The organism is Nevskia soli DSM 19509 (assembly GCF_000711955.1).
GTDB lineage: Bacteria > Pseudomonadota > Gammaproteobacteria > Nevskiales > Nevskiaceae > Nevskia > Nevskia soli.
Genome location: NZ_JONR01000032.1, coordinates 11240 through 25129 on the forward strand (window position 1 = coordinate 11240; position 13890 = coordinate 25129).

Here is a 13890-nt window from a genome sequence, read left to right on the forward strand (position 1 = left end):
CCGGGAATGTGAAGATCATCGCAACCCGGCCGCTTCCGGAAACCAGCCGGCGTTGCGATGACCTGAGCGTCGCGCGCCGCCTGTTCCATTCTTCACGGGACCGACATGCCAGCACCGCATGACCTGCTGCGACAGCTATTCGACGCCGCCATCGCCGCGGCGATGCCGGACAAGTGCATCCCGCAGCACCTGCCGGCGCCGCCGAAGGGCCGCCTGATCGTCATCGGCGCCGGCAAGGCCTCGGCGGCGATGGCGCGGGCGGTGGAGAAGAACTGGCCGGGCAAGTTGTCCGGACTGGTGGTGACCCGCTACGGCTACGCCGTGCCCTGCGAGCACATCGAAATCGTCGAGTCGGCCCACCCGGTGCCGGACGCGGCCGGCGAGACCGCCGCGCGGCGCATGCTGGAGCTGGTGCGGGGCCTGTCGCCGGACGACCTGGTGCTGTGCCTGATTTCCGGCGGCGGCTCCTCGCTGCTGCCCTTGCCGCTGCCCGGCCTGACGCTGGAGGACAAGCAGTCGGTCAGCCGCGCCCTGCTCAAGTCGGGCGCCAGCATCAGCGAGATGAATTGCGTGCGGCGCCACCTGTCCGCCATCAAGGGCGGGCGGCTGGCCGCGGCCTGCCATCCGGCGCAGGTGCTGACCTTGCTAATTTCGGATGTGCCCGGGGACAATCCCATCGACATCGCCTCGGGGCCGACCACGGCCGACCCTACCACTTGCGCCGACGCCCTGGAAATCATCCGGCGCTACGGCATCGAGGTGCCGGCGGCGGTGCTGAAGATTCTCGAAAGCGGGCAGGGTGAGAGCATCAAGCCCGGCGATGCGCGGCTGTCGCGCGCTACCACGCGCCTGATCGCCACGCCGCAGATGGCGCTCGAAGCCGCCGCCGCCGTGGCGCATGCTGCAGGCGTGCCTGCGCTGCTGCTCGGCGACAGCCTGGAAGGCGAAGCGCGCGACGTCGGCAAGGTGATGGCCGGCATCGCCCGCTCGGTGGCGCAGCATGGCCATCCGCACGCGGTGCCCTGCGTGCTGCTGTCCGGCGGCGAGACCACGGTGACGGTGCGCGGCAACGGCCGCGGCGGCCGCAATGTCGAGTTCCTGCTGGCGCTGGGCATCGCGCTCGATGGCCATCCCGGCATCTGGGCCATCGCCGGCGACACCGACGGCGTCGACGGCGCCGAGGAGCGCGCCGGCGCGCTGCTGGCGCCGGACACCCTGGCGCGCGCCCTGGCGCAGGGCATCAATCCCAAGGACAGCCTGGCCGACAACGATGGCCACGGTTTCTTCACGGCGTTGGACGACTCGGTGGTGACGGGACCGACGCTGACCAATGTCAACGATTTCCGAGCAATCCTGATCACTGCGGAGGCGGCCCCGGGGCCGACACACAAAGATGCGCCGACAACGTAACGCCAAGATCGTCGCCACGCTCGGGCCGGCCAGCGCCACGGTGCCCATCATCCGCGCGCTGTTCGACGCGGGCGTGGACATGTTCCGTCTCAATTTCAGTCACGGCAACCATGAGCAGCACCAGGAGCGGCTGACCATGATTCGCGAGGTGGAGCGCAGCGTCGGCCGTCCCATCGGCGTGCTGATGGACCTGCAGGGGCCGAAGCTGCGCGTCGGCACCTTCGCCAACGGGCCGGTGATGCTGGCCACCGGTGCGCACTTCCGTCTCGACCTGGACCGCACGCCCGGCGACGGCAACCGCGTCAGCCTGCCGCATCCGGAAATCTTCGCCGCGCTCAGGCCGGGCACCGATCTGCTGCTCGACGACGGCAAGATCCGGCTGCATGTCACGCGCTGCGGCAGCGACTTCGCGCAGACCGAGGTGGCGGTCGGTGGCCAATTGTCGGAGCGCAAGGGCGTCAACGTGCCGCACGTGGTGCTGCCGCTGTCGGCATTGACCGAGAAGGATCGCCGCGACCTCGAGTTCGGCCTGGAGCTGGGTGTGGACTGGCTGGCGCTGTCCTTCGTGCAGCGCCCCGAGGACATCGACGAGGCGCGCGAACTGACCCGGGGCCGCGCGCAGATCATGGTCAAGCTGGAAAAGCCCGCCGCGGTGCAGCGGCTGGACGAAATCATTGCCAGGTCGGACGCGATCATGGTGGCGCGCGGCGACCTCGGCGTGGAACTGCCGGCCGAACAGGTGCCGGCGATCCAGAAGCGCACCATCCGCAGCTGCCGCGCCGCCGGCAAGCCGGTGATCGTCGCCACCCAGATGCTGGAGTCGATGGTGGGCTCGCCGGTACCGACGCGGGCCGAGGCCTCGGACGTGGCCACCGCCATCTACGACGGTGCCGATTCCGTCATGCTCTCCGCCGAATCCGCCAGCGGCAAATTTCCGGTGGAAGCGGTGCAGATGATGAATCGCATCATCCAGCAGGTGGAGCGGGACCCGACCTACCGCCAGCTGATCGATACCTCGCACACGCCGCCCCGGCCCACCCAGGCCGATGCCATCTGCAATGCCATGCGCCATGTGACCAGCCTGATGCATCCGGCGGCGATCGTGACCTACACCAGTTCCGGCCATACCAGCCTGCGCGCCGCGCGCGAACGTCCCGAGGCGCCGATCCTGAGCATGACGCCGGCGATCGGCACGGCGCGGCGGCTGGCGTTCGTGTGGGGTGTGCACTCGGTGCATACCCATGAAGTGGCCGACGTGCCGGAGATGGTGGAGTACGCCACCCAGACGGCACTGAGCGAAGGTTTCGCCAAGAGCAAGGACATCATCGTCATCGTCGCCGGCATGCCCTTCGCTACGGCTGGCACCACCAACCTGCTGCGCATCGCGCAGATCTGAGCCGCAGCGGCCGGCGGCGTCGGCGAATCCGGAGGCAGCTCATGCAACGCATCAGGATTTCCTGGCCCAAGGGTGAACTGACCGCGGTACTGGCGGATACGCCGACCGCGCGCAAGCTGGTCGCCGCGTTGCCCTGCAGCTCCCGGGCGCAAACCTGGGGCGAAGAGGTCTACTTCAGCCTGCCGGTGGATGCGACGCTGGAAGCGGATGCCGTCCAGGTGGTCGATCCCGGCACGGTCTGCTTCTGGGTCGAGGGCTCATCGTTGGCCTTGCCCTACGGTCCGACCCCGGCGTCGCGCGGCAGTGAATGCCGGCTGGTCAGCAGGGTCAATGTTCTCGGCAAGCTGGAAGGCGACCCACGCCAACTGGCCAAGGTGGCGGATGGGGTTACCATGCACCTCAGCCTGCTTTGAATTGCGGAGATTGCCGTGACCTTGCCGAAGAACATGAGAGCCGTGGAAATCGCCGTCCCCGGCGGCCCCGAAGGCCTCAAGCCGACCATACGCCCCGTGCCGGAGTTGCGTCCGGGCGAGGTGCTGATCCGGGTCGCCGCCGCCGGCGTCAACGGGCCCGACCTGGTGCAGCGGCGCGGCAGCTATCCGCCGCCGCCGGGCGCTTCAGACCTGCCCGGCCTGGAAGTGGCGGGCACCATCGCCGCCGTGGCCGGAGGCGTGACGTCGCTCAAGGTCGGCGACGAGGTTTGCGCCCTGCTTACCGGTGGCGGCTATGCCGAATACTGCGCCACACCCGCCGGCCTGTGCCTGCCGGTGCCGAAAGGGCTGGACCTGGTGCAGGCCGCCTCGCTGCCGGAGACCTATTTCACGGTGTGGTCCAACGTCATGGATCGCGGCCGCCTCGCGGCGGGTGAAACCCTGCTGGTGCAGGGTGGCGGCTCCGGTATCGGTGTGGCGGCGATCCAGATGGCCAAGGCTTTCGGCAACCGCGTGCTGGTGACGGCGGGCTCCGCCGAAAAATGCGCGGCCTGCGAGAAGCTCGGCGCCGACAAGGCGATCAATTACCGCAACGAGGACTTCGTCGAAGCGGCGCGGCAGTTCACCGACAACAAGGGCGTCGACGTAATCCTTGACATGGTTGCCGGCGACTATGTCGCCCGCGAGCTCAAGCTGCTCGCCCCGGATGGCCGACTGGTGATCATCGCCCTGCTCGGTGGCGCCAAGGGCACGGTGGATTTCTCGGCGGTGATGCTGAAGCGACTGACGGTGACCGGCTCGACCCTGCGCCCGCGCCCGGTGGAGTTCAAGGCGGCCATCGCTCAGAACCTGAAGAGCAAGGTGTGGCCGCTGATCGAGGCGGGGAAGATCAAGCCGGTCATTCACTCCACTTTCGCATTGGCGGATGCCGCCAAGGCGCATACGCTGATGGAGAGCGGCGGCCACATCGGCAAGGTTGTATTGATCCCCTGAGGTCAGTTCCCCGGGGACGGATAACGCCGCTCCCGGCGGAGCGGCGTCAATCCACTCTCTAGCCGGCGGCGCCCAGCGTGTTCGACAGCGAGCCGATGCCCTCGATGAACACTTCCACCGTGGAGCCGTCCTTGATCGAGCCGATGCCGATCGAGGTGCCGCAGGCGATGACGTCTCCGGGCAGCAGCGTCATGTCGTGCGAAATCATGCTCACCTGCTGCTCCGGGCTGAAGATCATGTCGGACAGCGGGTAGTTCTGCCGCTCGACGCCGTCCAGCCGGGTGATGACGTGCGCCTGCTTCCAGTCCAGTTGCGTGGCGATCGCCGGGCCGATGCAGCTGAAGGTGTCGAAGCCCTTGGAGCGGCACCACTGCGCGAAGTTGGGATCCTCGTTGAGCAGTTCGCCGGCGGTGACGTCGTTGATGCAGGTATAGCCGAAGATGCAGTCGGCGGCCTGTTCCAGCGGCACGTTGCGGCAGGTCTTGCCGATGACGATGGCGAGTTCGCCCTCGTAGGCGATCTTGCCGGCGTAATCCTTGGGACGGACGATGGGATCGCCGGGGCCCGACAGCGAGGTCGAAGGCTTGATCAGGAACAGGGGGTGCGTGGGCGCCGCCTTGCCGAGCTTGGCGCCGAGCGCCCGGAAATTGTTCCATAGCGCCACCACCTTGCTCGGTGCGCAGGGACTCAGCAGCGATACATCCGACAGCGGGAAGGCCGGGCCGGCCGGCAGCGGCGTGCCCCAGGGATCGCCGCTGTATTCGGTGACCTGGCCCTGCTCGAGGATGCCGAAGCCGATGGCCCCGTTGCCGTGTTTGAAGCGTATCCAGTGTTTCACGATAGTCCGCTCTTCGGGAGGCCGGGAGTCCGGCGTTGGATTGCTGCGGTGATGTTCCAGAACGCGGGGCTCGCGCCGCCTGGGTTCTGTTTATCGGGTGCGCTGTTTCAAAAGACCTTGTGAAGCGCGTTGCAATTTGACCGGAATGATGTTGCTTCAGATCTTGCCCTGGTGCTTCAGCCGGCTCAGGGTTTCGGCCGAGATGTTGAGGTAGGACGCCATCTCCTTTTTCGGGATGTTGTCGAACAGGTCGGCGTGCTTGCGCAGGAAGCGATGCACCCGTCCGGGGGCGTCGAGCAGGTGCAGGGTGATGGTGTGCGCCATGATGTCGCTCATCACCAGCATCACCTCGTACTCGAACGCCTGCTTCAGCGGCAGGTGATGGTCGATGAAGGCCGCCCACTCCGGCAGCGGCAGCTTGACCACGCGCGCCTTGGTCACGCTGACGATGCTGTACGGCGTCTGGTTCTTCAGGCGCCAGGCGGCATAGCTCGTCTCCATGTCGTGCTTGCCGGCAAAGCGCAGGATCATTTCCTTGGCCTGCGGATTGGTCACGACGCGCTTGAGGATGCCATCGAGGATGAAATACTGCTCCATCTCGTAGACGCCCTGGTGCAGCAGAAGGTCGCCCTTGTTGCAGTCGACCACCACCAGGTGCCGCTCCAGTTCGGCGGTCTCGGCCTCGCTCATGTTCTTCAGCACGACGTTCTGCCGCAGCTGGCGCAGAATCGAGTTCCTGTCCGGATGGTCGTGCACCCGATCATGGTGCTTTTCTGGCTGCGACATGGAGGAGGGTGGGCGGCTCTGTGTGAAGGCCCAAGCATGCGTTGAAAGTCCACCGTGGTCAATCACTTAGACGCGCTCCTTGGTCGACGGGCGGTCCGCCCGGAAATCCTTGCCCGGCGCCGCTGCGCCGCCGCCGCGGCCTGTTCCCGGATCCCTGCCGCGCCTGCCGCGCGGGCGCGGGACCGTCCTTCCCTATGCCGCGCTGGCACCCTTGGGTTGGGCCGCCAGCTCCCGCGCCTGCCGCTCCTCGGCAATGGTCCTGGCGAGGAGCTTGGTCAGGGCGTAGACGCTGTCGATATGCGGCGTCGGCGTCCTGGTCAGTTGCCCGAGTTCCGCCACGGATCCGACCAGCGCATCCACTTCCAGGTCGCGCTGGGCCTCGACGTCGGCGAGCATGGAAGTCTTGTGCTTTCCGACCTTCTCCGCCCCGGCGATGCGCTTTTCCAGCGGCACGCGGAAGGTCACGCCGAGCTTGCCGGCGATGGTCTGCGCCTCGGTCATCATCGCCGCGGCCAGCTGGCGCGTCAGCGGGTACTGGCAGATATCGACCAGGGTGGCGCGGGCCAGGGCGCTGATCGGGTTGAAGGTGAGGTTGCCCCACAGCTTCAGCCAGATCTCGCCGCGGATGTCGTCGAGCACCGGCGATTTGAATCCCGCCTTGGTGAAGCAGTCGGCGATCCGCTGCACGCGCTCGCTGGTCGAGCCGTCCAGTTCGCCCACCGGAAAGCGGTCGCCCTCGATGTGCTTCACCACGCCCGGCTTGAGCAATTCGGAGGCGGGGTAGACCACGCAGCCGATGATCCGCTCGCCAGGGATCTTCTCGCTGAGCGTGCCCGTCGGATCGACCGCGTTGACGCGGCTCCCGGCCAATTCGCCGCCATGCTTGTGGAAATACCAGTAGGGAATGCCGTTCTGCATGGTGACGACGACGGTGTCCGGCCCGAACAGCTTGGGCACGTCGTCGGCCACGGCCTCCACCTGGTGGGCCTTCATCGCCAGGATCACCAGATCCTGAGGGCCAGCCGCCGCGTAATCGCTGGTGGCCTTGACGTTGCGGGCGACATGCTCCGTATCGTCGTTCATGATCAGCTTCATGCCGTTCTGGCGGATGGCCGTCAGATTGGCGCCACGCACGATGAACGTCACGTCCTCGCCGGCGAGCGCCAGCTTCACGCCCACATAGCCGCCGATGGCGCCCGCACCGATGATTGCGATCTTCATCCCTGACTCCTGCCGTGGATGCTGTTGCAAGATTTGATGGAACGGACGATGCCCGCCTCGGGTGATGCCGGCAGGAACCATGCCCTGACCATCACCGGCTTTCCGCCGGGGATGCAGGCACACGGAAGCATTGCACGGTGTTGAAGTCTTGTCATGCGTGATGTCCTGCTTTTTGTGGTCGGTGTCTTCGGCTGCGGCACTTTGTTCTGTCCTCGTGCGCGGCCAGGGCTGCAGGGCCTTGTTGCGCCGACAAAGTATGGCGTTGCGTCCGCAGGAAATTCCTTGACCCGAGTCAAGATTACCGAAAGTCCCCGACCTGCCTTGAAGTCTTGTCCGCAGATTACAAGCCTGCGCCGCGTACCGCATCCCGATGTATCCGTGGCATAAGGATCCAGCTGTGTCGGAATTGACGCAGTCGAGGCTTCCGCTCTTGACCATGGTCAAGGTCGGGCGGGCAGCGTATACATAGAATCGCCTATGAGACTGATCGGCCGTTGCGGCGATCAGGATGGCAGGATCGCAATCCGTCGAGCGCTGTATTGAACATGCGGCGGCCCGTCCGGATAAGCCAGCACCCGAGGAATCCATGTCGAGCACGCGTGCGGCAACCTGGGAGAGTCTGTTCGAAGCCGGCTGTCGGCAGCGGCGCTACGCCGCGTGGAAGCCTTGCGGCGGACAGAGCACCGACAGCCGCTGCGCGAAGCTGCCATGAATCTCGCTGTGGACCTTCGCGATGAGCCGTTGGGTCCGTGGAATCCGGGCATCAGTTCGAGCATCCCGCGGCGTCTGCTGCCCATGTCCACCATCTTCCGCCCTGAGCATGCGTTCACCAGTGTCGAGCGTGCGGTCGAGTTGCACGAACTCACCGGGCTGGAACTCGGCGAGCTCGCCGCCCTGCGTCCGCAGCGCCTGGCGCTGCACGAAGTGCTGATCCGCGTCACCGGAAAGATTTCGGTGCCGGACGGATCGCGCTACGAGGACCTGGGCATCAATTTCCGCCGCATGGTTGGGGTGATCCTGGCGCGCTACGTCGATCCGGCGATGGACCAGATCGTCACGGCCTACGACGAACTGCGGCGACAGCTTGCGGTGGTGATCGAATCGGAGATTGCCGCGGCGAAGTCGCCGCCGCAGCGTCAGGATGCACCGGATCAGGGGCGGGCGCTCTCCTTCCCGTGGTTGCGCCGGCGCAGCCGTCCGCAGCCGTCCGCTGCGCAGGCCGGGGGCGCTTCGTTGCAGGAAGCGGCGGAAGCCTGGGACGCACGGGCCGAGGCCGAGCCCGACGAGCTGAAGAAGGCGGCCCTGGCGGCCCTGGTCCGGGTTGCACGCGCCCTCTACAACCGTACCGGGCATTCCTGGGCCTATGCCGAATTGCTGGGCGCCATCGCCCTCGATCTGGCCTGCAATGCCTACTGCAGCCAGGAAATCGGCCGTCTGGTCGAGCCGCTCATCGTGGAGGCCGCCGCGGCCGAGGGCTACCGCTTCCTGCCCGCGCAGCAGTCCCCGGTGGTGATCAACACCAAGGGGCCCTCGGCTTCAGGCAAGAGTACCTTGCGTCCGCTGCAGCGCCAGTTCACCGGCAGGATCGGCGTGCGCTGGGACGAGTTCGCGCTGATCAGCCCGGATATCTGGCGCAAGCAGCTGCTCGATTACGCCTCGCTCGGCGCCGATCATCGCTATGGCGGCATGCTGAGCAGCGAGGAGGTCGCCATCATCGATCAGAAGCTCGATCGCTACATGGCGCGCGAAGCGCAGCGCGGACGCATCCCGCATCTGCTGATCGACCGCTTCCGCTTCGGCAGTTTCTCGGCATCCGAGAACGCCGCGGGAAATCTGCTGAGCCGCTTTGGCCAGCGCATCTATTTCTGCTTCATGATCACGCCGCCGCAGGACATCGTCGAGCGTGCCTGGAAGCGCGGGCTTCAGTATGGCCGCTACAAGGCCGTCGACGACCTGCTGGCGCACAGCGTCGAAGCCTATTCGGGAATGCCGCTGCTGTTCCTGGCCTGGGCACAGCGGACCGACAAATCGGTGCACTATGAATTCCTCGACAACAGCGTGCCGTTCGGCCACCGTCCCAGGACGGTTGCGTTCGGCAGCAATGGGGTCATGGTGGTCCTCGATGTCAAGACCATGCTCGACGTCGGGCGTTACCGCACGGTGAATATCAACGCGACCGCGCCGCCGGAGCTGTACACCGGCACCGATGCGCGGCGCGACGCGCGGACCACGCACGCCGACTTCTTGTTGCAGTGCGTGCGGCAGCTGGGCGAGGTGGTCTTCGCCGACCAGTCCAGCGGCCGCATCTATCTGCAAGTCATAGCCGGAAGCGTATCGTGGGTCGATCCGGAAGCCTTGGGCACAGCCTTGTCCGATCCGGAAACCGCCAGGGGCATTGCGGCCGTTGCGCCCGGCATTGCCGAAGCCGGCCACCCGCTTGCGGAGCGGTCAAGGTACGTCAGGGATCTGCATTTGAAAGAGCAGCCCAGCACGCTGGGCGACTGGGGTGGCGAGGGTGGATAAACGTCCCGATCCCCTTTCGTGCAGCGGCTTTATGAAAATCGCAAATTCTTAACCGTGGTCAAGGAGAACCGCAAAACGTTCTTGCAGAATCGGGCCCATGGAGATCGCAATGCTCGGGCGAGCAGGCGATATCCAGGAGCCATCCGACACTGAACTCAGAGTGAGTTGGCGGAGCAGCCTCATCGGGGAGTAGCGCTTTCTGCGAGCACACCAAGGATCGACCATCGGCTGATCCGCGTGACCAAGAAAGCAGGGACGCAGTTCGCCCCGGACCATGTGATCTGAGCCTTATAAGAAGGACGACGGAGGTAGACGGAGTATGAGCAATTCGAATGAAGCCCGTGCGGTCGGTGCGCCATATACGGGTTTTACGCAGAACCGCTGGCTGCAACTGGTCTTCGGCATCATCTGTATGGGGTTGGTCGCCAACCTGCAATATGCCTGGACCCTGTTCGTCAGTCCCATCGACGCGAAAACCCATTGGGGCCTGCCGGCGATCCAGTTGTCGTTTTCCATCTTCGTGCTGGTGGAGACCTGGCTGGTTCCGGTCGAAGGCTGGCTGGTCGACAAGCTCGGGCCGCGTCCGGTCATTGCCATCGGCGCCATCTTCGCCGGCGTGGGCTGGGTTCTGAATTCCTATGCCGATACCCTGGCGCTGCTGTATACCGCCGCGGTCGTCTCCGGCATCGGCGCGGGTTGCGTCTACGGCACCTGTGTGGGTAATGCCCTCAAGTGGTTCCCGGATCGCCGCGGCCTCGCCGCCGGCCTGACCGCCGCGGGCTTCGGTGCGGGCGCCGCCCTCACCGTCATTCCCATCGCCAACATGATCCAGAGTTCAGGCTATGAGCACGCCTTCCTGTTCTTCGGCATCATCCAGGGCGTGGTCATCTTCATGCTGGCCCTGTTCATGGTGCGGCCGCAGCCGCCGAAGAACTTCACGTTGCGCTCGAACATCGTCGTCACCAAGGTCGACTACACCACGGTGCAGATGCTGAAGACCCCGGTGTTCTGGCTGATCTACCTGATGTTCGTCGCGGTCGCCGCTGGCGGCCTGATGGCCACGGCGCAGATCGGCCCGATCGCCAAGGATTACGGTCTGGCCAAGCTGCCGGTCAGCGTACTGGGCATCACCTTGCCGCTGCTGACCATGACCCTGTCGATCGACAATCTCTGCAACGGCTTCACCCGGCCGCTGTGCGGATTCATCTCGGACCGGTTTGGACGCGAGAACACCATGTGCTTCGTCTTCATCGGCGAAGGACTGGCCATGCTGGGTCTGATGAACTTCGGGCACAACCCTTACGCCTTCATGACCTTCGCCGCGCTGGTGTTCCTGTTCTGGGGCGAAATCTTCTCGATCTTCCCCGCCACCTGCGCCGATACCTTCGGCACCAAGTACGCCGCCGGCAATGCCGGAACGCTGTATACGGCGAAGGGCACGGCCTCCCTGCTGGTGCCGCTGGCCTCGGTGCTTTCGGTCGGCGGCAACTGGGACCGCGTGTTCCTGCTGGCGGCCTCGATCACCATCGCGGCGGGTATCGCGGCCAAGGTCCTGCTGGCGCCGATGCGCCGGCGCACCATTGAAGGATCCGCCAAGGCCGCGACCCAGTTCAAGGGCGCCAAGCCGGTCGACGACATCAGCTGAAGCTGGCTCGAACACGGCCTCGCGGATGCGCCGGCGCGCGTTCCGTGAGGGCCGCCGTGAACTGTCCCAAGAACAGGCATGAATGTCCACGAGTACCAGGGTAAAGAGATCCTGCGCAGGTTTGGCGTGACCACGCCTCGCGGCATCCCCTGCTTTTCGGTGGATGAAGCGGTGCAGGCGGCGCAGGATCTGGGCGGAAAGACCTGGGTGGTCAAGGCGCAGATCCATGCCGGTGGCCGCGGCAAGGGCGGCGGCATCAAGCTCGCGCACTCCCTCGACGAAGTGCGCGAGCACGCCTCGAAAATTCTCGGTATGACCCTGATCACCCACCAGACCGGCCCCGAAGGACGCCTGGTGCGGCGGCTGCTGATCGAGGAGGGCGCCGATATCCGCAAGGAGCTCTACGTCGGGATGGTGGTGGATCGCGCGCGCCAGCGCGTGGTGTTGATGGCCTCCAGCGAAGGCAGTATGGATATCGAGGGCGTCGCGGCGCGCACACCGGAAAAGATCCACAAGGTTTTCATCGATCCCGCCACCGGCCTGACTGCCGGCGAGGCCGAGGCTATTGCCCACAACATCGGACTCGAGGGCGGGGCTGCCTCGCAGGCCCGGGCGCTCATGCTGGGCCTGTATCGGGCGTTCGACCGCAGCGACGCCTCGCTGGCCGAGATCAATCCCCTGGTCCTCACCGGGGACGATCGCGTCGTCGCGTTCGACGCCAAGTTGAATTTCGACGCCAACGCCCTGTACCGGCACCCGGACATCGTCGCCATGCGCGACCCGGACGAGGAAGATCCGGTCGAAGTCGAGGCGTCGAAACACGATCTGCCCTACATCCGGCTCGACGGCAGCATCGGCTGCCTGGTCAACGGCGCCGGCCTGGCGATGGCGACGATGGACGCCATGCTGCTCAGCGGCGGCTGGCCGGCGAATTTCCTCGATGTCGGTGGTGGCGCCACCGCCGGGAAGGTGGCCGAGGCATTCAAGCTGATGCTGCGCAATCCGCAGCTCAAAGCCATCCTGGTCAATATCTTCGGCGGCATCGCGCGTTGCGACGTGATCGCACAAGGCATCGTCGCAGCCCTGGGCCAGGTGAAGCTGCACGTGGCGCTGGTGGTGCGCATGAAGGGGACCAACGAGGAACTGGGTTGGAAGATCCTGGCGCAGTCGAATGTACCCATCATTGCCGCGGATAACATAGTCGAGGCTGCGGACAAGGTGGTGGCCGCGGCGCAGGACGCCAACGCAGCAATCGATTTCGCCCCGCCGGTCTCCCGAGCGATGTCCATTCCGATCAACGGTGAAATCCGGCTTGAGTGCGCCGAATCGGGGACAACGTGAAAGAAGCCGATAGCCGGCTTCATCGCCGGCATCAGCGTGCCGCGGGGGAAGCGCATGGAGCATGCCAGTGTCGTCGTTTCCGGGGGACAAGTGACGCGCAACCCAGGTGAAATGGGCAAGCCGCCAAAGTCGATGTCATAAGATTGCCACCGGACTGCCCACAGCGCGTCCGGTCAGATAACAGCCTCCTGCCAGAGCAGGAGCGGGGGAGGGAAAGGAATGAAGCGCGCCGGATTCAGGTTCGGAATCTTCGAACGGCTGTCGGCCGTTTTCGTGGCCGTGACGCTGCTGCCGTTGCTGGTGATCGGCGCACTGGCGCACGGTTACATCAAGCATCGCGAAGAAAAGAACGCCGATGAAAAGCTGGAACTGATCTCGGCCCGTCTCACCGGTCAGGTCGATGGCTGGACGCGTTTGAACCTCGATGTGCAGCGCACCGTATCCAGAATGCCGGCGATGCGCAGCCCCGGTTCCGCGCCGGGCGCCGCGGCGCTCGGCGTGCTGGTGGCGGCCGAACCCTGGATCTCCAATGCGCATGTGCTCGACCTGTCCGGCAACGACCTGGTGCGCAGCGACGGTAAACAGCCGCAGAGTTTTGCCGACCGCCGCTATTTCACGGAAGTGTTGTCCGGTGCGCCGTACGGTTCGGAAGTCATCTTCAGCCGCACGCTGCACAAGCCGGCGCTGAGCCTGGCGGTGCCGTTGCTCGATGATGCGCAGAAGACGGTGGCGGTGCTGGCCGTCGCCTCCGACCTGGATTCGATTTCCAGGTCGGTCGAAAACCTGCGTTTCGGCGAGACCGGCTATGCCTTCCTGATGCAGGGCGACGGTACGCTCATCGCCAGCCCGCGCGTGCACATTCGCGAGGAACTCCCCGACTTCAGTCATCATCCGGCGTATCTCGCCTACAAGGCCGGTCAGCCGAACCCCATCTCCTATATCGACAACGGCCGCGCCATCATCGCCCACGTGGCCAAGACCGAGGCCGGTTGGGTCAACGTGGTGCAGGAGGACTACGACGAAAGCCGCGCGGCGGTGAAACAGGCCGACCGCCTCATCCTGCTGATGCTGCTTCCGGCGATGGCCCTGGCGCTGATCGCCGCCTTCCTGCTGTCGCGCAACTTCACCACGCCGATCCGCAGCCTCACCACGGTGGCCGACCAGATCAGCCTGGGAGAGCTGGAGCACAACATCGTGCAGGTCGGCCGCCGCGATGAGATCGGCGATCTGGCCCGCGCCATCGAGCGGCTCGCCAAGAGCATGAAGCTCGCCATGGCGCGTCTGCAAAAGCGTTGATGCACGTTCG

General features: G+C 65.6%; 11 protein-coding genes. 8 read left to right on the forward strand and 3 right to left on the reverse strand.

Features of this window, described 5'->3' with window-relative positions; genetic code table 11:
* Positions 1-105: 105 nt before the first annotated feature.
* Genes BP26_RS0116455 through BP26_RS0116470 form a run of 4 tightly spaced genes read left to right on the forward strand, consistent with a single transcriptional unit; the run spans position 106 to position 4230 of the window.
* Positions 106-1410, forward strand: a complete 1305-nt coding sequence (locus BP26_RS0116455) for a glycerate kinase type-2 family protein (RefSeq protein WP_036517170.1) — start codon at positions 106-108, stop codon at positions 1408-1410.
* Positions 1394-2806: a pyruvate kinase gene (pyk, locus tag BP26_RS0116460; protein ID WP_029921666.1), complete on the forward strand. Its 1413-nt coding sequence runs from the start codon at positions 1394-1396 to the stop codon at positions 2804-2806. The genes BP26_RS0116455 and pyk overlap by 17 nt, the downstream gene beginning before the upstream one ends.
* Before the next feature lie 41 nt (positions 2807-2847).
* Positions 2848-3219 carry a cyclophilin-like fold protein gene (locus BP26_RS0116465; protein ID WP_029921667.1) on the forward strand — a complete coding sequence of 124 codons (372 nt, stop codon included), beginning with the start codon at positions 2848-2850 and terminating at the stop codon, positions 3217-3219.
* 33 nt (positions 3220-3252) lie between these two features.
* Positions 3253-4230, forward strand: coding sequence for an NAD(P)H-quinone oxidoreductase (locus BP26_RS0116470; RefSeq protein ID WP_029921668.1), 978 nt, complete (start codon positions 3253-3255; stop codon positions 4228-4230).
* Between the two features lie 58 nt (positions 4231-4288).
* Here the strand turns inward: BP26_RS0116470 and BP26_RS0116475 are convergent, their stop codons facing one another.
* From BP26_RS0116475 to BP26_RS0116485, 3 genes are all read right to left on the reverse strand, one after another.
* Entirely contained in the window at positions 4289-5068 is a 780-nt protein-coding gene (locus BP26_RS0116475; protein WP_029921669.1) for a fumarylacetoacetate hydrolase family protein, read from the reverse strand.
* A gap of 156 nt (positions 5069-5224) precedes the next feature.
* The gene (locus BP26_RS0116480) at positions 5225-5854 is read right to left on the reverse strand and encodes a Crp/Fnr family transcriptional regulator (RefSeq protein ID WP_029921670.1); all 630 of its coding nucleotides are present in this window, start codon (positions 5852-5854) and stop codon (positions 5225-5227) included.
* 192 nt (positions 5855-6046) lie between these two features.
* On the reverse strand, positions 6047-7075 hold the full coding sequence (locus BP26_RS0116485) for a 2-dehydropantoate 2-reductase (protein WP_029921671.1): 1029 nt from the start codon (positions 7073-7075) through the stop codon (positions 6047-6049).
* A gap of 708 nt (positions 7076-7783) precedes the next feature.
* Between BP26_RS0116485 and BP26_RS0116490 the strand changes: the two genes are divergently transcribed.
* From BP26_RS0116490 to BP26_RS0116510, 4 genes are all read left to right on the forward strand, one after another.
* A complete protein-coding gene (locus BP26_RS0116490) occupies positions 7784-9598 on the forward strand; it encodes a hypothetical protein (protein WP_029921672.1) in 1815 nt (604 codons plus the stop codon).
* Positions 9599-9917: 319 nt separating this feature from the next.
* On the forward strand, positions 9918-11243 hold the full coding sequence (gene oxlT, locus BP26_RS0116500; RefSeq protein WP_051749069.1) for an oxalate/formate MFS antiporter: 1326 nt from the start codon (positions 9918-9920) through the stop codon (positions 11241-11243).
* Positions 11244-11321: 78 nt separating this feature from the next.
* Positions 11322-12584, forward strand: a complete 1263-nt coding sequence (gene sucC / locus BP26_RS0116505; RefSeq protein ID WP_084183161.1) for an ADP-forming succinate--CoA ligase subunit beta — start codon at positions 11322-11324, stop codon at positions 12582-12584.
* A gap of 219 nt (positions 12585-12803) precedes the next feature.
* Positions 12804-13880: a HAMP domain-containing protein gene (locus BP26_RS0116510; RefSeq protein WP_029921675.1), complete on the forward strand. Its 1077-nt coding sequence runs from the start codon at positions 12804-12806 to the stop codon at positions 13878-13880.
* The last annotated feature ends 10 nt before the right edge of the window (positions 13881-13890 follow it).

What these genes read in the sequence shown, in the direction of transcription:
- BP26_RS0116455 (WP_036517170.1), top strand. Translation starts at nt 106, where the DNA reads ATGCCAGCACCGCATGACCTGCTGCGACAGCTATTCGACGCCGCCATC.
- pyk (WP_029921666.1), top strand. Translation starts at nt 1,394, where the DNA reads ATGCGCCGACAACGTAACGCCAAGATCGTCGCCACGCTCGGGCCGGCC.
- BP26_RS0116465 (WP_029921667.1), top strand. Translation starts at nt 2,848, where the DNA reads ATGCAACGCATCAGGATTTCCTGGCCCAAGGGTGAACTGACCGCGGTA.
- BP26_RS0116470 (WP_029921668.1), top strand. Translation starts at nt 3,253, where the DNA reads ATGAGAGCCGTGGAAATCGCCGTCCCCGGCGGCCCCGAAGGCCTCAAG.
- BP26_RS0116480 (WP_029921670.1), bottom strand. Translation starts at nt 5,854, where the DNA reads ATGTCGCAGCCAGAAAAGCACCATGATCGGGTGCACGACCATCCGGAC.
- BP26_RS0116485 (WP_029921671.1), bottom strand. Translation starts at nt 7,075, where the DNA reads ATGAAGATCGCAATCATCGGTGCGGGCGCCATCGGCGGCTATGTGGGC.
- BP26_RS0116490 (WP_029921672.1), top strand. Translation starts at nt 7,784, where the DNA reads ATGAATCTCGCTGTGGACCTTCGCGATGAGCCGTTGGGTCCGTGGAAT.
- oxlT (WP_051749069.1), top strand. Translation starts at nt 9,918, where the DNA reads ATGAGCAATTCGAATGAAGCCCGTGCGGTCGGTGCGCCATATACGGGT.
- sucC (WP_084183161.1), top strand. Translation starts at nt 11,322, where the DNA reads ATGAATGTCCACGAGTACCAGGGTAAAGAGATCCTGCGCAGGTTTGGC.
- BP26_RS0116510 (WP_029921675.1), top strand. Translation starts at nt 12,804, where the DNA reads ATGAAGCGCGCCGGATTCAGGTTCGGAATCTTCGAACGGCTGTCGGCC.